The sequence below is a fragment of the Klebsiella grimontii genome (genome assembly GCF_900200035.1).
In the GTDB taxonomy this organism is placed as follows: domain Bacteria; phylum Pseudomonadota; class Gammaproteobacteria; order Enterobacterales; family Enterobacteriaceae; genus Klebsiella; species Klebsiella grimontii.
Genome location: NZ_FZTC01000052.1, coordinates 183,866 through 204,785 on the forward strand (window position 1 = coordinate 183,866; position 20,920 = coordinate 204,785).

At 60.0% G+C, this 20,920-nt stretch carries 12 protein-coding genes; 2 read left to right on the forward strand and 10 right to left on the reverse strand.

The genetic code is table 11. The features are described from left to right. The first annotated feature begins 78 nt into the window (after positions 1-78). On the forward strand, positions 79-1,401 hold the full coding sequence (locus KOSB73_RS29305; RefSeq protein WP_004134247.1) for an MFS transporter: 1,323 nt from the start codon (positions 79-81) through the stop codon (positions 1,399-1,401). A 49-nt stretch (positions 1,402-1,450) separates the two neighbouring features. Here the strand turns inward: KOSB73_RS29305 and KOSB73_RS29310 are convergent, their stop codons facing one another. Next, positions 1,451-3,502 (reverse strand): AsmA family protein, encoded by a 2,052-nt coding sequence (locus KOSB73_RS29310; protein ID WP_098141396.1) that lies wholly within the window; start codon positions 3,500-3,502, stop codon positions 1,451-1,453. Positions 3,503-3,697: 195 nt separating this feature from the next. On the opposite strand from KOSB73_RS29310, the gene kdgK reads away from it, so the two are divergent. After that, positions 3,698-4,633 (forward strand): 2-dehydro-3-deoxygluconokinase, encoded by a 936-nt coding sequence (gene kdgK / locus KOSB73_RS29320; RefSeq protein ID WP_004134245.1) that lies wholly within the window; start codon positions 3,698-3,700, stop codon positions 4,631-4,633. Positions 4,634-4,816: 183 nt separating this feature from the next. Here kdgK and KOSB73_RS29325 read toward each other — a convergent pair whose 3' ends face one another. From KOSB73_RS29325 to bcsR, 9 genes are all read right to left on the reverse strand, one after another. Beyond that, a complete protein-coding gene (locus tag KOSB73_RS29325) occupies positions 4,817-6,322 on the reverse strand; it encodes a M16 family metallopeptidase (RefSeq protein WP_049090204.1) in 1,506 nt (501 codons plus the stop codon). A gap of 221 nt (positions 6,323-6,543) precedes the next feature. Then, entirely contained in the window at positions 6,544-7,830 is a 1,287-nt protein-coding gene (locus tag KOSB73_RS29330) for a dicarboxylate/amino acid:cation symporter (protein WP_004126321.1), read from the reverse strand. Between the two features lie 154 nt (positions 7,831-7,984). Beyond that, positions 7,985-9,991 carry a biofilm formation regulator HmsP gene (gene hmsP / locus KOSB73_RS29335; RefSeq protein ID WP_049086114.1) on the reverse strand — a complete coding sequence of 669 codons (2,007 nt, stop codon included), beginning with the start codon at positions 9,989-9,991 and terminating at the stop codon, positions 7,985-7,987. Between the two features lie 436 nt (positions 9,992-10,427). Then, positions 10,428-13,913, reverse strand: coding sequence for a cellulose synthase complex outer membrane protein BcsC (gene bcsC, locus KOSB73_RS29340; protein WP_098141398.1), 3,486 nt, complete (start codon positions 13,911-13,913; stop codon positions 10,428-10,430). Continuing rightward, entirely contained in the window at positions 13,895-15,004 is a 1,110-nt protein-coding gene (bcsZ, locus tag KOSB73_RS29345) for a cellulose synthase complex periplasmic endoglucanase BcsZ (protein WP_165775040.1), read from the reverse strand. Before bcsZ ends, bcsC begins: the two co-directional genes overlap by 19 nt. Before the next feature lie 3 nt (positions 15,005-15,007). Further along, entirely contained in the window at positions 15,008-17,341 is a 2,334-nt protein-coding gene (bcsB, locus tag KOSB73_RS29350; protein WP_098141400.1) for a cellulose biosynthesis cyclic di-GMP-binding regulatory protein BcsB, read from the reverse strand. A gap of 10 nt (positions 17,342-17,351) precedes the next feature. Then, positions 17,352-19,970 (reverse strand): UDP-forming cellulose synthase catalytic subunit, encoded by a 2,619-nt coding sequence (bcsA, locus tag KOSB73_RS29355; protein ID WP_024359770.1) that lies wholly within the window; start codon positions 19,968-19,970, stop codon positions 17,352-17,354. Next, positions 19,967-20,704 carry a cellulose biosynthesis protein BcsQ gene (gene bcsQ, locus KOSB73_RS29360; protein WP_024359769.1) on the reverse strand — a complete coding sequence of 246 codons (738 nt, stop codon included), beginning with the start codon at positions 20,702-20,704 and terminating at the stop codon, positions 19,967-19,969. Before bcsQ ends, bcsA begins: the two co-directional genes overlap by 4 nt. A gap of 11 nt (positions 20,705-20,715) precedes the next feature. After that, positions 20,716-20,904, reverse strand: a complete 189-nt coding sequence (gene bcsR, locus KOSB73_RS29365) for a cellulose biosynthesis protein BcsR (protein WP_004126335.1) — start codon at positions 20,902-20,904, stop codon at positions 20,716-20,718. Positions 20,905-20,920: the final 16 nt, after the last annotated feature.

Sequence of the window (20,920 nt, forward strand, 5' to 3'; positions counted from 1 at the left end):
CCACCCCTTGTTACAGATTGAAATGTCCCCAAGGCTGTGGCTATATGGCCTTTCGTTCGCAAAAAATAAGAAAGATCTATGCAAGCCACAGCCACCACACTCGACAACGCGCAGGACACCGTTCCGGTTAACTCACGCAATAAAGTCGTCGTCGCCTCACTCATTGGCACCGCCATCGAGTTCTTCGACTTCTATATCTACGCCACCGCGGCAGTTATTGTATTTCCACATATATTCTTCCCGCAGGGCGATCCCGCCGCCGCGACGCTACAATCGCTGGCCACCTTCGCTATCGCCTTTATCGCCCGCCCTATCGGCTCCGCGGTATTTGGCCACTTCGGCGACCGCGTAGGCCGTAAAACGACTCTGGTGGCCTCGCTGCTGACGATGGGGATCTCTACCGTGGTTATCGGTCTGCTGCCCGGCTATGAAACCATTGGTATTATGGCGCCGGTGCTGCTGGCGCTGGCGCGCTTTGGCCAGGGGCTCGGCCTTGGCGGCGAATGGGGCGGCGCGGCGCTGCTGGCGACGGAAAACGCTCCGCCGCGCAAGCGCGCGCTGTACGGCTCTTTCCCGCAGCTGGGCGCGCCGATTGGCTTCTTCTTCGCTAACGGCACCTTCCTGCTGCTCTCCTGGCTGCTGACCGACCAGCAGTTTATGGAGTGGGGCTGGCGTATGCCGTTTATCTTCTCCGCCGTGCTGGTGATTATCGGCCTGTACGTCCGCGTTTCGCTGCACGAATCGCCGGTATTCGCTAAGGTTGCCGCCGCGAAGAAACAGGTCAAAATTCCGCTGGGCACGCTGCTGACCAAACACGTCCGCGTGACGGTGCTCGGCACCTTTATCATGCTGGCGACCTACACGCTGTTTTACATCATGACCGTCTACTCCATGACCTTCAGTACCGCCGCCGCGCCGATTGGCCTCGGTTTGCCGCGTAACGAAGTGCTGTGGATGCTGATGATGGCGGTTATCGGTTTTGGCGTGATGGTGCCGGTTGCCGGCCTGCTGGCGGATGCATTCGGTCGTCGTAAGAGCATGGTGGTGATCACTACCCTGATCATTCTCTTCGCGCTGTTTGCCTTTAAACCGCTGCTTGGTTCCGGCAACCCGCTGCTGGTCTTTGCCTTCCTGCTGATTGGCCTGAGCCTGATGGGGCTGACGTTTGGCCCAATGGGCGCGCTGCTGCCGGAGCTGTTCCCGACGGAAGTTCGCTATACCGGCGCATCGTTCTCCTACAACGTCTCGTCGATCCTCGGGGCGTCCGTGGCGCCGTATATCGCCGCCTGGCTGCAGGGCAACTACGGTCTGCCTGCGGTCGGACTCTATCTGGCCGCCATGGCGGCGCTGACGATGATCGCGCTGTTGCTGACTCACGAAACGCGCCACCAGTCGCTGTAATTCTCCGCCCGCTCCCCTGACCATCCGGCCAGGGGAGTCTCCTTTCCGACTATTTTTTCATCTGCGACAGTATGGTCCGGCACTGATTCGCCTCGCCTTCGGCGGGTGAGATCAGCGCCAGCAGCGCGGCGGCTGGCGTCACCAGCGTCGCCAGCGCTGCCGCCACCGCGCCGCGCGCAATCAGCGGACCCGCCTTCACGCCCGCGTTCGGCGACTTAAAGCTGCCGCGAACGTACAGCGGGGAACGCAGGGTGATAATACGAAAGCCCTTACTCTCCGGATCGATAGTGAGGTCCAGCTGCTCCGATGCAAAGCTGGCGGTCCCGGTGACGTTGATCAGCGCGTTTTCGGTATCAAACGCGAACACCTGCGGCCGGGCGACGCCGTTGACCACGTCGATATTGGCCGCCGCGCAGTTTACCCGCACCTCATCGTCGCCAAAGATCTGCCCGATGATATAGTTACCGACGTTCAGACCGAGGATTTCCATCAGGTTGCGGCTGATTAGCCCGTCGTTCATCAGCAGCTTCAGGTTACCGTTACTGTTGCCCAGCAGCGCGGCGACGGAGTTGCCGGTACCGCGAAGCTGCACATCGCCGTTCATTTCGCCGAGGGTTTTCTGCATCATCTCCACGTTTGGCATCAGCGCTTTCAGTTTCATGCGGCGCGCCTGCAGGTTCGCCGTCCCCTGCAGCGGTTTTTTATCCCCCTCCAGATGAATGCTGCCGGCAATGGTGCCGTTGGCCAGCCCCAGACGCAGCGGCTGCAGGCGCAGGTCGCCCCGTTCGAGGATCACGTGGGTGGAGAGGTCGCTGATGGGCAGCGTGCCGCCGTGCTCAATGCGCCGCCCTTTAAAGCGCACATCGGCATCCATCACTTGCCACTTGTCGGTTTCAAAGCGGTCATACGGCAACACTTTTCCGGCTGGCTGCGGAGAAGACTCGCCTTTACGCTGTTCGGTTTTGCTCCCTTTGCCGCCGGAGTCGACGCCGATTAGCGGCCCCAGATCCGCCAGCCTTAGCTGCCTGGACTCGAGATCGCCCTCCAGCTTAGGCCGGGGTTTGCCGGTGGTGTAGGTCAGCGAACCGTGGATATCGCTCTCGCCGATACGGCCATTAAAATCCTGATAGGCGAAGCGTGAACCGGCCTTATCCTTGAAGGTGGCCCGTAGATGCCCGTCGGTCGAAAACGCCGGCGTATCCGGCAGCAGCACGCCGGTCAGGTCGTAGAGATCGCCCAGCGAATCGCCGGAAAACTTCAACCGTAGATCGACGCCGCCGAGGTTAAGCGGGTCGCTGACCGTGCCGATAAAAGCGACCCGGGTAGTGCCGGAACGAAAATCCCCCTGCAGCGGGAACGGCGTACCTTCGCTGCGCAGCGCCAGCATACCGCCGATTTTTCCGTTACCGGCGAGCGGCTGTCCGTTGTAGCTGCCTTTCGCCTGCAGGCCGAAGACGTAATCGCCGACTTTCTGCGACTGCCCTTTCCCCTTTTCACCGGTCACTTCACTAAACGCCAGCGGCTTACCGAGCGGGTCAACCACAATCGTCAGGTCTGCGCGCGACACCTTGTCGTCGATAGCAATCTTGCCGCGGTCAAAAAGAATATTGTCGAGACGGAAAGACCAGTTGGAAGGCGGCGCATCTTTCTCAGACGCCCCCGCCGAGGCCAGGTCGAAGGTCCAGTTGTTGGTCTTCTCCGACAGTCGAATCAGTCGCGCGTCGGGCTGTTCAAGCTTTATCCACGGCAGGTAGACCGTTTTGCTGAGCAGCGCCAGCGGGGCGAGCGTCGCCTCAACGCGCGGCAGGTGCACCATCGTGACCTGTGGGATATCAGGCGGGTTGCCGAGGACGATATCTTCGGCGTGAACGTGCGGCCAGGGGATCCAGCTTCGCCAGCCGCTTTCGCCGGGCTGGCGTTCCCAGACGACGCCCAGATCGCCGCGAATCGCGAACGGGCGGTTCAGCTCGGCCGACACTTTCTGATTAATCGTCGGCTTCAGGCGGTTCCAGTCAAAGGTCGCCAGCACGATAAAAAACAAAACGATCAGTATGACTATCGTTCCAAGAATAATAGCAACGGTTTTTCGGGTTCTGCTCATCCCTTCTGCACTCCTTTTGCGTATCGCCAGTCCTGAATATAGTTGAGAAACGCCAGTTGCTCCGCCGAATGAGGTTTTCGTCACATAATCCGCGCCAGGTCAAAAAAATAATGGAACGTTGTTTTAATATCATTGACCATAAAAGCGGCCCAGCGCACACTAGGGTTAATATTGATTTAATTTCAGGTCATCACTATGTCTAAGAAAATTGCCGTCATCGGCGAATGCATGATTGAGCTGTCAGAGAAAGGCGCGGCGGTAAATCGCGGCTTTGGCGGCGATACCTTAAACACTTCCGTCTACATTGCGCGTCAGACCGACGCCAGCGCGCTGGGCGTGCACTACGTAACCGCCCTGGGAACGGACACCTTCAGCCAGCAAATGCTTGAATCCTGGCAGAGCGAGAATGTCCAGACTGACCTGATTCAGCGCATGGCCGACCGGCTACCGGGCCTCTACTACATCGAAACCGACGATACCGGCGAGCGCACCTTTTACTACTGGCGTAATGAAGCCGCAGCGAAGTTCTGGCTGGAGAGCGAGCAGTCCGCGGCCATCTGTGAAGAGCTGGCGACCTTTGATTATCTGTATCTCAGCGGCATCAGCCTGGCGATCCTTAACCCAACCAGCCGCGAGAAGCTGCTGACCCTGCTGCGCGAGTGCCGGGCGAACGGCGGCAAAGTTATCTTTGATAACAACTATCGCCCGCGCCTGTGGAGCAGCAAAGAGGAGACGCAGCAGGTTTATCAGCAGATGCTGAGCTGCACCGATATCGCCTTCCTGACCCTCGATGACGAAGACGCGCTGTGGGGCGAGAAGCCGGTGGCGGAAGTGATTGCCCGGACCCACGCCGCCGGCGTGGAAGAAGTGGTGGTTAAGCGCGGCGCCGACTCCTGCCTGGTGGCGATTGCCGGACAGCCGCAGCTGGACGTCCCGGCCGTTAAGCTGCCGAAAGAGAAAGTGGTTGATACCACCGCGGCGGGCGATTCCTTCAGCGCCGGCTACCTGGCCGTGCGCCTGACCGGCGGCGATGCTGAGTCGGCGGCCAAACGCGGGCACCTGACCGCCAGCACGGTGATCCAGTATCGCGGCGCGATTATCCCGCGCGAGGCGATGCCGCAGTCACGGTAGCAGAAGAATCGGCGCTGCTGCTTCCCGGCTCGCGCTGCGCTTAGCCAGGCTACTGTCTGGCGCTGGCATTAACCCGGACAAAGCGCGCCTGCGCCGCCGGGAAAATCACCGGGCCAACCCCGAGCAATACGTAAAACAGATTTGCCATTAAATCACCGGATAGCCACGCTATCCGGTTTTGCTTTACTGTACGGGCGGAATATCCGTCGCTTCGTTACGCCCTTGCGCAACGTCACTGGTGCTGCTGGACGCCGCTGCGGCCGCCGGCGCTGGCGCCATCAGCTTTTCCCACGTCGCCTGCAGATCCTTCATGTTGTATTCCGGCTCGCCCTGCGGCTGCTGCAATACCAGCGCCATATCCTGCGACAGCTGCTGCCGCAGATACTGGTTCAGCATGTCGACCGTCAGCGAATTGAGAAACTCCTGGCGCAGCTTCTGATACTGCTCGGGCGCGATATCCACCACCTGATTTTGCAACGAACGCATCCGCTGGCTAATCAGGATCCAGGTATCGGTGCGCGCATAGGTGGCGAACAGCTTCTGTAGCTCGAGGTTTTTCTGCGCGATCAGGGCATCAAACTCCTCCTGCGGCAGGCCGTTATCGCGTACTTTCGCCAGCTCGCGCGCTACGGTGGTTAAGTTGGCGTTCAGGCGCTCGCCCGGCGATTCGATATTGATCGCGCACTGGGCGCGCTGGTAGAGGACGCGGCAGTCAAAGCCCAGGCCGATATCCTTAATATTACTTTTGCTCAGATTCTGCTGTACGTGCCAGAACAGCGCTTCCCGGGCCAGATCGTCACGCCAGTAGCGCTGTAGCGCTACCGAGTCGCGGATCGGCTGCCACGGCGCATCCCACATCAGCGACAGCTTATCCTGGCGCACCGCATCGGTCATGATGCTGACCGGCGTCGTCGGCAGCGGCGACAGCGTAGGAACCGCCACCGGCGTTTCGCGCTTGCCCTTCAGGCCGCCGAACGTTTTGTTGATTTGCTCCGCGACGCTGCGGCTGTCCACGTTGCCGACCACAATCAGGGTCATGGCATCCGGCGTGTACCACTTGTGGTAATAGTCTTTTAGCTGGGCAATATCCACCGGCTGCTTCAGCGGCGCCGCCGGATCGTGCCCCAGCATGGTGGACCCTTTCAGCCGATAGCGCCACCAGCCTTCTTTGGTATCCGCAGGCCAGGTCGCCACCATATCTTCGCCCTGCAGCGCGTGGTTGACCGCTTCCGGGGTGATCGACATTTTACCGCTGGCGCTGGCCAGCCAGCTCAGCGCTTCTTTCAGCAGATCGTTACGGTTATTCGGTAGGCTCAGGTTAAACAAACTGTAGTCATAAGAGACGATGGCGGGCGGCAGAGGACGCTTCGGGTCAATACTCTGCTGCCATAGCGAGCGGGCCTGCATGGTCGGGAGGCCGCCGTTTTGCGTCAGCGCGAGACGCGGGATAAAGTGGCTAAAGCCGCTCTGCTGAGTGCTTTCGCTCAGCGAGCCAATATTCACGGACAGGCGAACTTCGATACGATCGCTGGGACGCTGCGGGGTGGCCAGAACCTGCCACTGAAACCCGTTCGCCAGTGTCCCCTGTTGCCAGGCCGGGTCCGGCTGGAGCGCTTCTGCCTGCACATAACCGACCGTCGCCAACATCAGCAAACCACCGGTTAAGAGTCGAATTTTTGTGCCCTGCATGTGAACCCCTGATGAACATTCCTGGTTACAACAGCGGCCCACGGGAGGGCCGCCGAAAAAATATGGTGAGTTAAGTACGTCGGTTAGACCACACGGAGATGAAAATGTCGCATGTTGACGTGAAATAATCATAAGGGTCACCGCCGCGCATGCGGCAGCGACCCCTAATTATGCGCAGGAGCCCATAGTCCAGCAAGGAACTATGGGCCTAACAGATGGATTTATGAGGATAATTCGTGCGATTTGTTTACCGGCGTACGGTTATTCAGCACATCATCGAGCTGCTGTGAGTCCAGCTCTTTAACCCATTTCGCGACCACAATAGTCGCTACGCCGTTACCTACCAGGTTGGTCAGCGCGCGCGCCTCGGACATAAAACGGTCGATGCCGAGGATGAGCGCCAGACCGGCGACCGGCAAATGGCCGACGGCGGAAATCGTCGCCGCCAGGACGATAAAGCCGCTGCCCGTTACCCCCGCCGCGCCCTTCGAGGAGAGCAACAGCACCACCAGCAGGGTTATTTGATGGAAAATATCCATATGGCTGTTCGTGGCCTGAGCGATAAACACCGCCGCCATCGTCAGGTAGATTGAGGTTCCATCGAGGTTAAAGGAGTACCCCGTCGGGATCACCAGCCCCACCACCGACTTACGGCAGCCCAGCTTTTCCATCTTATCGAGCATACGCGGCAGCGCCGACTCGGATGAAGAGGTGCCCAGCACGATCAGCAGCTCTTCGCGGATATAGCGGATAAATTTAAAGATGCTGAAGCCGGTGGCTTTGGCGATTGACCCCAGCACCACCACCACAAACAGGATGCAGGTGATGTAGAAGCAGACGATCAGCTGGCCGAGCTGCACCAGCGTACCGACGCCGTATTTCCCGATGGTAAAGGCCATGGCTCCGAAAGCGCCAATCGGCGCCAGGCGCATAATCATATTGATGATGCCGAAGATCACCTGTGAGAAGCTTTCGATAACGTTAAAAATCAGCTGGCCTTTGCTGCCGAGGCGGTGCAGCGCGAAACCAAACAGCACCGCAAACATCAGCACCTGCAGAATGTTGCCGCTGGCGAAAGCGCCAATCACGCTGCCGGGGATAATATCGAGCAAGAATGCCACGATCCCCTGGTCCTTCGCCTGTTCGGCGTAAACCGCCACGGCCTTCGCGTCGAGGGTCGCCGGGTCAACGTTCATTCCGGCGCCAGGTTGCACCACGTTAACGATAATCAGGCCGATGATCAGCGCAATAGTACTCACGATTTCAAAGTAGAGCAGCGCCACCGCGCCGGTGCGGCCGACGGCCTTCATGCTCTCCATCCCGGCAATCCCCGTCACGACGGTACAGAAGATAACCGGGGCAATAATCATTTTAATCAGCTTAACGAAGGCATCGCCGAGGGGTTTCATCTGCGCACCCAGTTCCGGGTAAAAATGGCCCAGCAGAATACCGATCGCTATGGCCGAGAGAACCTGGACATAGAGGCTTTTAAAGAAAGAGATTTTCATAGGGTGTCCTTTGGATATAACCACAGACCGTGAGGGGGTATTGCGTCCGTGGCTTAAAAATAACACCCATGAAACATTTCAGAAATAACGAGTGATGAAATTGCAATGTAATTGTTAATTTATTTGAACTGACTCGCGTAAGCTAACAATACGTTTACAAACTTGCATCCTCTACGGCGGCGGGTAAAAAGCGAGCGATAAAAGCCTCAGGCGGCATGGCGCAGCCAAAAAGATACCCTTGCACCGTCTCGACGCCCGCCTCCTGCAGCCAGCGATACTGCTCATCGGTTTCGACGCCCTCCGCGACGATGTGCAGATTCAGCCCCCGCGCCAGCTGGATAATCGCGGGCACCATGCTGATGTCATCAGGTAGCATATCGATAAAGACTTTATCGATTTTCAGGATATCCACCGGCAGCGATTTAATATGCTGCAGTTGACGCAGGCCGGCATAGCCCATACCAAAGTCATCCAACGCGATCCGCACGCCCGCTTCACGTAGCGGACGCAGCAGGGAAATCATGGCCTGCGGGTCGTCTATTCGACGACTTTCGGTGACTTCGAGTATCAGCGTCCCTGGCGCGATACGATAGCGCGCGAGCAGCGCCAGCATTTCCGCGCCGCGATCGTGATGCAGCAGCTGTAGCTGCGACACGTTGACCGATAGCGGCAACATGATCCCCTGGTTTTGCCAGGCGGCAAGCTGTCGGCAGGCCTCTTCCATCACCCAGTAGCCGACCGGGACGATCAGGCCGCAGGCTTCGATACGCTCAATCAGATCGCCCGGCAGCGACCAGCTCCCGTCATCCTGACGCTGACGCAGCAGCGCCTCTGCACCGCAGACCTCGCCGCTGGCGGTATCCACCTGCGGCTGCAGCCAGATGGCAAACTGCTGATTATCAAGCGCCGTTAAAATATCGTGCTCTTCCATCAGGCGGCGCTGCGCTTTTTCCATCTGTTCTGGATCGAAGAACTCAATCTGATTTTTACCTTTACGCCGCGCGGTGACGGCGGCGGAAAACGCCCGGCGATAGAGCTGTTCGCCGTTAATTTCACCGTGAAACATCGCAATGCCGACGCTGGCGCAGGGGCGCAGCTGGATGCCGTGCAGCGGTAAACGTTCGCTTAAGACAGTAAGTACTTGCTTACTTAACGTCACCGCCTGCCAGGGTTCGGTAATTCCGTGGGCCAGAATCGCAAAATCGTAGCCGCTCACCTGGGCCAGCACCATCTGCGTCGGGATAACCGCCCGCAGCTTTTCGACGAGCGTCAACAGTAGCATTTCGCGCTGCGTCTCTTTGAGTACGCCAGCGGTATCCTGCAGCGTTTCGCAGGCGACGATCAGCAGTGCAGACGGCTGCGGACGGGCGACGGTTTGCTCCAGCATGGCCATCAGAAAGGCTTTGTTCGGCAGCTCGGATACCGGGAAACGGGTCGACTGCAAAGAGAGCTCGTCGTGCATGCGCAGCAGCGTCTGCTGGTTGCGGTTGTAGCTACGCACCAGCATGCCGATTTCATCATCATGATGTAAACGCGGCAGCGTGAGCTGATGGCCCAAACGCTCATGCTGCGGGACATCGTTCAGCTCACGGGCGATTTTACGCAGCGGGCGGACGATCAGGCGGTTGATACACCAGGTGATCGCCACCGTCAGAATCAGCACCAAGAGTAAGTAAGCAGTCACTAACGTTGCCAGCGCGCTCATGACGAATTTATACATGCGGTAGGAATCGGCCTGCAGCACCAGATAGGCCAGCGGCTGCGGGTTCGCCGGACGTTCAAGGGAGTAAATTGGCAGTGAAATCTGCACCGGCAGTTCGAACATGCGGGTGATCGTCACCGGCACCGGGCGTTCGGGAATAAAACGCATCCGCAGCGCCTGGAACTGGTTGGGCAACACGACATCCGCCCGGCTGACGATGCCCGCGGGCTGAATACGGCTCAGAATGGCTTCCGCCTCAGGGATATCGGCTTTCAGGATAGCCGCTGACAGCGGTTCGCGAACGGAACGCGCGATGCTTTCTAACTGCGTGGCCGTGGTAAAGCGACTCTGCTGAACGAAGTGGAACAGCAGAATAGAACAGAAGACCAGTACAAACGCCATGGACACGCTCGCGACCATCGCCATCTGTTTAATTGTAAGTGAACGGCTGACGCGCAACGGGGGTTCTCCACTGAAACTGAACGTATATCCGACGAAAATCCATCCACGCCGGTCATTTTCAGGCTGATTATATACTCAAATTGTTCGCCCGCGCCCGAAGGCGCAAAGCCATGCCTTCGGGACGTTTTCCCGGAGGCGGCGCGGTGCGCCTGTCCGGGCTACAAAACCCAAAACCGCACGGACCCGTAACCGGGGGCATTCCCGGGTGGCGGCTGACGCCTTACCCGGGCTACAAAACCGTCCGGGCGACAAGTTCACCACCGCCATCGGGCCGGTAGCCTGGACAGGCGCCCCTCGCGCCGCCTCCGGGATGCCGCGCGCAGTGCAGCTTCAGCGCCACCGGAAGGGAAATCTGCGTGCCTGACCGAAGGCAACGAGTATACGCGAAGAGCGCCGTGGAGTGGCGCCCTGTCGCATAATTCAGTCTAATCTGCTACCAGTCGGCGTAAGGCACCAACGGCTGCGGTGGCATATCCATATCGCCCTGCCAGCCGGAAGCTGAATAGCGGACGTACAGCAGCGCGTGGCTCGGGGTGTAATCCTTCGCCTGCTGAATATCCACCGCCGCCCCGACAAACCAGTTGCTGGTGACCCGTCGCTCAATCAGCGCCCGCGCGGTATAGCCGACGCCGGAACTGCTGCTGCCCTCTTCCGTAAGCTGGCTGGCATCATGGCGATACTGCGAGGGAAGCAAATTGAGCAGCGGATAGCGCGCCTCGGTTTTGGTGCGCGAATGGGACCACGACACCGAGCCTCCCAGCTCCCATGACCAGTTCTCCGTCCGCTGACGCCAGGTGACCGGCACCGAGAAGGAGACATATTCCTGCGGACTGTAGTAACCGCCCTGACCCAGGGTATAGCCGCTCAGGTCTTTATCATAGTGCCAGAGCATATTGTTCAGCCCGACGGTGACCCGGCGGTTATCTTCATTAACCACTTTATAGTAGTAGCCGGTCATCCAGCGCACGCGCCAGTTGTCGGCGACGTTTTTCCCGGTCAACTGGTCGACGCCCAGCGAAGACCAGACGCCGTTGGCCTCGCCTTTATCGTAGCTCAGACTCAGACCGCCGCCGTCGGCGCGCACTCCGCCCCAGCTCTTGCCGGTATGGCCGTCGTTAGGGTTATCTTTCTGCCCGCCAAAGGCCAGCAGCGAGCTGGAGATGGGGCGTCGGTGGAGGTTAACGGTGTAGCCCAGCGGGCCAACGTCGCTGCTGTAGCTCAGGCCGCCCACCACATCAACGACGTTAAAGCCCATCGGCGTAGTGCCGATATCGCCGCTCCAGGTCTCGTTCTTCCAGCCCACCGCGACGCTGGCGCCGCTATCGCTCTGGTGTTTGCTGCCGCCGGTACAGGCGATTTCGCCGCAGGTACCCCAGCTCGGCGAATAGCTGCCGTCGCTCTTCGTCGAAAAGCTCCCGGCATTCATATTCACCAGATCGGTACGGAAGAACATGCGCCCGTCGGCCAGCGGCGCGTCCACGTGCAGCATGGTGGTATGCGCTTTCAGGTCGGAATAGCCGCCGGTACCGCTGGAGCCCCAGTAATCATGTTCGAGGGTGACATTAAGATCCTGCTGACGATAAAGATCGGCGGCGTCGCTGCGGATCCCGCGTTTCAGCCAGTCATCGCTGCTATCGTTACGCGTCAGCCGCGTAAAGGTGTCGTTATCCTGCGGGCGCTCGCGGGCAACGCCGGAGGCCACCATTGCATCTTTATAGCCTTCCAGCGCCTGCTGCGGCTCGTCGTTCTGCGCCTGAAAACGCGCGGCGTCGCGCAGCACCAGCGCGCTTTCCATTGACGGCGGCTGCGCTTTCGCCTGCGGCACGATGCGGGCGAAGGTTTGCTGCGCCTGAGCGCGATCGCCCAACCCGGCCTGCGCCAGGGCGATACGCCGCTGCATATTGATAGAATCGATGTCTTCGCCCTTGAGCTGCGCCACCTGGGCGCGGGCGGCGTTTTTATCGCCATCGGCAAGATACACTTCCGCCAGGCCCAGACGCGCATCGCCGTTGTCCAGCTGCTGGCCCAGCACCCGCTGATATTGAGCAATCGCCGTCTGGCTGTCGCCGCGCTGCTGCGCCCAGTCCGCCAGCGTCAGCGCGTAGCGCACCGACGCCGGCTGCTGTTGAATCAGCGCGATGGCCCGGTCTTCCTGGCCGTCGTCGCGCAGCTGGTTTGCCTGACGCAACACGTTATCGCTTTGCAGGCGCGCCTCCAGCTCGCGGATATTGTCCGTCCACTGCCCGCGCGGCAGGGCGTTAATCTGCGCCAGCGCCATCTCATCCTGATTATTCCCGGATAGATAGAGGCCGTAGGCGTAAACCCGGTCGGCATCGCCGGGCTGGCGGTTGACCATCGCGCGCATGATCGCATCGGCTTCGCTGCGGCTGCCCGCGCTGACCAGATCCCGCGACAGGCGGTAGGCGATCCACACGCTATCCGGGTCCAGCGCCAGCCGTCTGCGCTGCACTTCCGCCGCCTGCGCCCAGTTGCCCTGGCTCTCCAGCGCTTCGGCCTGTTTCTCCAGGCGATCGTTGATCAGGCTGCGTTCAATATCATCAATGCTGCGCCGCTGGCCCGGCGACAGGCTGGCGATATACGCGCTGGCTTTTTCCGGCGATTCGCCGCGATACAGATTCGCCAGACCGCGCACCGCCAGGCTGTTGCCGCGATCCATTCGCAGCGCGCGCTGGTAGTAACGCTCCGCCGCCGCATTTTCTTTACGCGCCGCCGCCACGTCGCCCAGCCCCAGCACCGCATAGCTATCGGTATTGTCTATACGCTGCGCCTGGGCGTAATGATTTTGCGCCTGCGCCAGCTGGCCGCTTTTCAGGGCGCTATCGCCCTGCTTAATCAGCAGCCAGTAGCGGTTAGTCTTGAGCAGGCTGTCCCACTTATCGCGGCTCGGGCTATCCGGGTCCATTTTGATGGCTTTACTCAACTGGGCGACCGCCCGCGCCCGATCGCCGCGCTGAGAATACGCCTGCCCCAATGCGCCAACCGCGTCGCTGTCTTTGGCATCCGCCCGTACGGCCTGCTGCAAATCGGCCACGGCCACCGAACCTTTCCCGGCCTTCACCGCCGCCAGCCCCTCCGCGCGATCGCGGAACGTCGGGTCTTTTAGCTGCGTCTGCTGCTGAGCGAGCAGGACGCGGGCATTCGCCGAGGTGGAACCGGTGGGAAACTGCATGAGAAAGCGCTGCAGCGCCTGCACGCTGGCCCGGCTGACCGGCATGCTTTTCACTTCGTTAAACCAGATATCCGCCGCGATACCGCGGCCCGCCGCCGAGCGCGACATCTGCTCCAGATAAGCAAATCCCTCTTCCGGCTTATTATCGCCAAACATCTGTTTCGCCAGCGCCGTTTGCAGCGAGACGTTGCCCGGCAAGCGGGCGTTAAGTTTTTTCAGCTGATTGATGCCTTCGTTATGACGGGCGGGCAGCCGCGCCACCAGCGTCCAGTACTCAATCGCCGCATCATCATCATCAGGAACGCCGTTAAACAGCTTCTCGTAAGCGGCGATGGCCTCATCAACCTTCCCGGCCACGCCCAGCAGGCGCGCCTGCTGCAGCTCCTGGCGACCATCGCCGGCGCTGCTTTTCATCTCGTCGCGCGAGGCTTTCAGCTCAGGCGATTCCGGCGCCAGCTTCGCCAGACGCTCCAGCTGCTGCTTCGCGCCGGCGGTATCGCCCTGGCGGAGAAGATAACGCATCCGCGCGGCGACAACGTCCGGGTTATTGGGGTCGATCAATTCCAGGCGGTAGAGCGACTGGCGCACCAAATCCTCACGTTTGCTGGCCTCGCCGAGGCGGACCTGCTCCAGTAGATGCTCCTGAACAGGGGTAGTCGCGGCATGCGCCAGCGGCATCAGCGCGACGCCCAGGGAGAGAGTGAATAAGCTTAGTGAGAACTTGTGCATTCCTGGTTCCAGTCAGGCCGTAATTTACCGCCGGCGGTGAAACGAAAACGGTGTTGATCCCATCCCTGGCCGAAAAGGGTCAGGACCGCGCTGTAGTATGCATCCGCCCCGGGATAGTCATCGGCGACGCGCTGGCGCTGTATTGCGCGGGCATCTTCCTTCTGCAAGAACGGCAGTAACGCCGCGGAGAAGCCGACCGGGCCATTGCCGGTGGTTTTACCGGTCGCGATGTTGGTTTTTTCCGGCGGCACGCCCTGTGAAACCGTCTGAGCCGCCATCGGTTTAAAGCGCGCCAGCAGGGGGGCTTTTTGCTTATCGCCGTCATCGAGCATACCGGTCCACAGATAGACGCGGATGGCGTCATAGCTGCCGATAATCGGTTTATCCGCTTTCAGCTGCCAGCCTTTCCCTTTCTGGTAGCGCACCCAGTCAGGCGAGAAGCCTTTTGGCGCGGTCTCCAGCAGCAGGCGCAGATTGTTGTCACGTATTTTCGGCCAGGGCGCGCCAAACGCGGCAAAATAGGTTGCCAGCTGCGGCGGTAGGTAGCTGGGATTAAAACGCCAGCCGCCGTCATCGACAAAGCCGACTTTTCCCGGCAGCACCAGCGGCCCCAGCCCCGGCACCGTGGCCACTTCTTCGGCGGCAATGCGCGCCAGCAGCGCTTTGCCGACTTCCGTATAGTGAGGCGTTTGCCACAGACGTCCGGCTTCCAGCAGCGCCCAGGCTATCCACAGGTCGGAGTCCGAGGCGGAGTTGCTGTCCAGCACCGTCCACTGATCATCGCTCTTTTTCCCCCACAGCCAGCCCGGCAGGTGCGCGCGCAGGTCGCCCTCGGCAAGGTTGTTTTGCGTCCACTCGAACAGCTTGCGGAAACCGTCGCGATCGTTAGCCGCCAGAGCAAAGAACAGCCCGTAGCTTTGCCCTTCCGAGGTGGTGATTTTTCGCGCATCGCTGGGATCGATAACCCGACCTTCGGCGCTGACGTACTCTTTTTTAAACTGCTCCCAGGCCGGCCACTGGCAGGCGGCGCTCACCTGCGCCGCCGCCAGCATCAATACCGATAACACCACACTACGTACCGCGTTCATCATCAATTACTCATCATCAAGATCGAGGCGGCGACGGCTGATAATACGCAGCATGCGCCACAGTACCCATGCCAGCAGGACGATGCTGACCGCCGCCAGAATCGCCAGCAGCACCGGATGGCTGGAGAGTGCAAACCAGATGCGTTCGAACCACGGCAGGTGGCCGATATAGTAAATATCGCCCACCCTCAGGCTGTTAACGCCCGACTCACGAATGACCGCAACGGAACCAAACATCGCCGCGCGTTTACCGCTGTCGTTAAGCGCCTGGGTCAGCAGTTCGTTGCCGCGCGGGCTGTCGGCCAGCAGCGCCACGACGCTGCGCTGATCGTTGTACGGCGACTGGAAGCCAATAATCGCCGCCATCGGCCCGGTCGACGTGACGTCGGTGCGGGTATTCGGCGTTCTGGCCTCGGTATCGGGATAGATGCTGGCCAGATCGTAGTGGCGCATCGGCATTTTCACCCAGCTTTTGGTCGCTTCAACCAGCAGGTTGATTTTCGTGTCGTCCTTCAGCGCCTGCGGAATGGAGCCAATCAGCAGCAGGTCGGCGTCTTTGTCCTTAATCTGGCCGCCGTCGTCGGTCATGCGCAGGTTAATGGCCGCCAGGCCGGTTTGCGCGCCAATGCCGCCGGCCGTCTCCAGCAGCGTGGCAACCTGGCCCTCGGTCGGCGATTTGGGCACCACGACCAGGGTATCGGCGAGATCGGCCATCCGGCTGTACGGGAAGCCCGCATTAGCAAAGACGCGCAGATCCGGCATCGCCATAAAGTGATAGTACTTCGAGAAGTCGATGGTCGAATCATCGCCAATCACTACGTGGTTCTGCACCGGCTGGAAGGTAATACAGTTATCGATGGAGCCGCCCGGCATCGGGTTCATATACTGGAAGTCGAAGCGCAGCTGATTCATGGCGCCGAGGCGCAATGCCGGGATCGTCACTTCCGTTTTGCCGTCCAGCAGCCCCTGCAGCACCGGCAGGCGTAGTATCAGCTTATTCACATCCTGCGAGCTGTTGAGGCTGAAGGACTGTAAGAACTGATCGTTAAGGCTGATATCCATGCGCGAGCTGTCCTTAATTGGCGGCATGGTGTAGCGATAGTTCAGGTTCATATCGATGCCGTTGGCGCGCAGCAGGTAGAGGTCCGGCGGCAGGTTCAGCGCCACGTTGATGGAATCCGGCACCAGGCCGCTGGATTGCAGCTGCTGTTCGTAGGTTTTCAGCTCGGCAAAGGTCACCGCCCGATCGGTACGCACCCAGTTTGGCGCATCGTACGGTTTACGCGCCTGCAGCTGTTTGACATCGTCAACCGTCACGCTGCTGCCGCGGAACAGAATATTGCCCTGGGCTATCCCCTTCGCCGCCTGCAGCAGGTCTTTGTCATCCCGTCCGAAGACCACCAGCAGCTTGATGTACGGGTTATCCGGGTGGTCGATCATTTCAATCGTCGGCGCCTTGACCGGCGGATGCTCGCGCAGGAAGTCCGGGCGCTTATCGTTGGTCGCGAAAACAATGGCGTTACGGTCCGGCAGTTGGTTGAACTGGACCGGGAACTGCTGGCCGCGCCAGCCCGCCTTGCTGCCGAACCAGGAGGCGATAATGGCCGCCGCCTGCTGCTGCAGGACATCCGGCGCGGAGGCGAAGACCATCGGCAGCGTCAGCTGGCGGTTATCGCGCGAATCGTAGAACGGCACCGGGAAATGCGAAAGATCGTTGCGCACGTTCAGCGACTGGTAGGTTAAATCCAGATAGCTTTCGCGACCGACGTCCAGCCACAAGGTGCTGCTGGCCGGGTTTTCACACACATCGCGATAGTGGCCGACAAACTCAAGACGCACGCGGTTAAAGTCGGTGATATAGAGCGGATCGATAGGGATCTGCGCGCTGACTTTTTTGCCCAACTGCTCTTTGGTGACCGGCAGCACGCCCATCAGCTCATCGTTAAGATACACCTTCAGCTGCGACTGCACTGGCAGCAGCGACGGAGAGGGCGTGTAGTCGAGATTCAGCAGCGCTTTCGCCACCACTTCATCGCTGCGCATGCCGAACTCGACCGAACCCTCAGGGCGCGCGCCGCGCAGCACCATACTGCCCGGAGGCGGGGCGATTTTAGCGAAGGTCAGCTTCACGTCGCGGGTCGGGGCGTTATCCAGCACCACCACCGGCGCCGCCGGGTCGGCAAGCGTCGCCGTGGGCTGACTGTCCGCCACCGTACCGGCGATACCGGGTACCGTCGTCGTCTGCACGGCCTGCGCCGTCGGTTCCGCATACGATGCGAAGGAGGACCAGCCGCCAATGCCCACCGCTACTGCACAAATCAAAGAGAGTTTTCTGTTCATCGCATTATCATCATTGTTGAGCCATCGCCGGTTCTGCCGAGAGTGTCGCCGCAGCGCGTTCCGGACGGCGCGGAATAAACGAAACAAACCAGGCCACCAGCATGGTGAGCGAGCGGAAAATACCCTTCACCGACGGCGGGGAGAACTCCGCCAGGTGACGATATCCACGGAACCCCAGCTTCAGGATATCCAGCAGGCTTTCCATCGGCTTATCTTCCGGGAAGCTATCCTGCCAAAGCGCCCACGTATCTGCGCGGGCAAACGTACACTGTACAAAATCGATATGTTGTTGATTGCTTAACGGCAGCAGCTGTAGCCCAACCTCGCTGCCGTTGACCCGCGCAACCCGCACCGGGAAGGCGTACTCCTGCTGCCCGCGCTTCAGCAGCAGCTTGACGTGCTGGCTTTCCAGCACCTGCGCCTCGCCGTGAATTTTGACGCCGAGGCCGCCGTCGGAGTAATCATGGACGGTACAGGAGAACAGGTGCCCATCTTCGCGGGCAATCGCCGCCGGCATCGACATCTCCACGCGGTGCGATCGCCGCACCTGCTTGCTTTCAACCGAGACCGCCACCGCGCCGCCGAGGATAATCAGGTTATAGAACACCCAGATAATGCTCACCCAGACGGTCAGGATTTCGTTTTCCGGGCCGTACATAAAGCGCCAGATCCCTACCCCGACGCCGACCAGGTTCAGCAGCACGAGGTAGATATAGGGACGCGAAATCACCCAGTCGACGTACTCGTCCTCCACCAGTCCGCCTTTCGCCGTCACGTTGAATTTACCCTTATGCGGGTTAATCAACGCGACAAAGGTCGGCGGCGCGATATACCACGCCAGCACCGTTTCATAAATTTCACTCCAGAAAGAGTGGCGGTATTTGCCCTGAATCTTCGAGTTGGTCAGACTGGCGTGAATCATATGCGGCAGCACGAACAGGGCGATCATCAGGGCAGGCGCATAGATGATATAGGCGTGCAGCAGCAGAAACGCCAGCGGCGCGGTCAGGAAGATCAGCCGCGGAATACCGGATAGAAAGTGCAGCATCGCGTTGACGTAGCAGACGCGCTGCGCCAGCTTCAGCCCTTTGCCAAACAAGGGGTTATCAAGGCGGAAAATTTGTACCATCCCGCGGGCCCAGCGGATGCGCTGGCCAATATGCGCCGACAGGCTCTCCGTCGCCAGACCAGCCGCCTGCGGGATACGCATGTAGGCTGAAGTGTGCCCGCGGCGGTGCAGGCGTAGAGAAGTGTGGGCGTCTTCCGTCACCGTTTCCACGGCAATGCCGCCGATTTCATCCAGCGGGCCGCGGCGGATCACCGCGCAGGAGCCGCAGAAGAAGGTCGCATCCCACATGTCGTTCCCGTCCTGCACCAGGCCATAAAACAGCGTGCCTTCGTTCGGCGTTTTGCGAAATCGCCCCAGGTTGCGCTCAAACGGGTCCGGGGAGAAGAAGTGGTGCGGCGTCTGCATCATCGCCAGCTTCTTCTCTTTCAGGAACCAGCCCATGGTCATCTGCAGAAACGAACGGGTCGGCACGTGGTCGCAGTCGAAAATCGACACGAACTCGCCCTTGGCGTACTTCAGCGCGTTGTTGATATTGCCGGCTTTCGCGTGCTCATGGGTGGTGCGCGCAATGTAGTGCACCCCGACGTCTTTGGCGAACTGGCGGAACTCTTCGCGCCCGCCGTCGTCGAGGATCCAGATATTAAGCTTGTCCTTCGGCCAATCGATCCCCTGCGAAGCGTAAATGGTGTTTTTCACCACGTTGAGGTCTTCGTTATAGGTCGGCACGAAAATATCGACCGTCGGCCACTGCGCCATATCCTCCGGCAGCGGGACCGGCTGACGGTTCAGCGGCCACACGACCTGGAAATAGCCCAGCACCAGCACTACCCAGGCGTAGGTTTCAGCAAACAGCAGAATTATCCCGCACACCAGGCTCACGGGGTCATCCCAGTTGAGCGTCGAGGTGTAGCGCCACCAGATGTAGCGGCAGGAGACGGTCAGCGACAGCACGATCAGCATCAGGGCCGAAAAGCGCCCAGGAATGCGCCGCACCAGCAGCGCTACGCCCCACAGGAGCAACAGGAAAATAAACTGCGAGAGCGGATTAAACGGCTGGGTAATGCAGAGCAGCGCGAGGATCAGCGAGAAAAAGGTTATTGCGCCCAGAATAAGCCGCCGTATCTTCGGATTCAGGTGCCCCAGCTCTTTATGCTTATCCAGATGGCCGGTACGGGCGTTGACCTTTTCCGGCAGCTTTTCCAGCCACTGGGCGTAGCGCCCCTGGACGCCTTCCAGCGCCGCCAGGGAACGCCAGTTAATCTTTTTATCCGGCTCCGGCACCCGCGTCGCCAGTAGCCACACGGCTTGCAGCAGGTAGCGAATCGGGTCCAGCGGGCGCGGCCGATGCGGATTAATATGCGGGAAAAACTCGCCGTGACGTTCGCGGATAGCCTGCCAGCGCGGCGTTTCCAGCGGCATAAACGCCCATGCCAATGACGCCCACAGGCAGCCCAGCGCGGCCGACAGCCACGAGGCGCCGTGCTGGCGGTAATCAAGATAGCGCTCGCTCAGCCGTTTCCCGACCGGCGGCGCCAGCAGCAGCGCGCTCAGGCGAATCATTCCGCCCCCTTCCCGGCGTAGTGCAGCAGACACCAGTTGGCAAGCGTCAGTATCTCCTCCGCCGCCAGCGAGTCCTGGCGGTATTCGCCGAGGGGCTGCTTGGCCGCCAGACACTCCGCCATCGCCTCATCACGATGGATAGTCACCGGCAAAATGCGCCGCTGGCTCTCCAGCCACAGCTGATACAAATCCTCCTGCAGCTGGCTGCCGACGCGCAGATCGTTAATCAAAATATCGCTATTGACCGGCAGCGCCTGCTGATGGAGACGAATATGGCTATTGCCGTCCGGGTGGACCACGACCAGCGTGCGGTCGCAGACGTTGATCAAGGAGCGGGTCAGCGGGGAATAACCGTCCGGCAGGTCAATCAGCAGCCAGCGGTGATCGCCCTGCTGGTGGAGCTTCTGCACGATCCCGGCCATCGGCGCCAGCGTCGGCTGGAGCCGCTCAATATTTTCGCGCTCGCCCGGCGTCAGCTGACCAAAAGGCAACAGATCGATATGCGAAGTATAGCGCAGCCCGGCGTCGCGCCAGTCGGTGCCGTCGATCGTGGCGCGCGCCCAGCCCGCTTTGTGGCTGAAATCGACGTTGAAAAAGAAGCGCAGCATGTTGTCCGGGCTGGCGTCCACCACCAGTACGGTTTCACCAAGTAACTGCAGCGCCCAGGCCAGCGCAGCGGTAATCGACGTGGTGCCAGTACCGCCGCGCACGCCCTGTAATCCCAGAATCGCCATCGATGGCTTCCTTACTTTTTCTCTGCTAATTCAGCCAGTAATGGCCAACGTTTTAGCGCCGCGGTTAACTGCTCGCGTCGGGAAATATCGTGGTAGTTAATATCAGGCAGGGAAAATGCCCGGCTTAACGCCAGGAAATCATTTTGAAAGGTGTAGCCCAAAGTCGCATCGGTGGGTACAGCAGGCTCTTTTGCTGGCATTTCTCTGTCCGTTGGA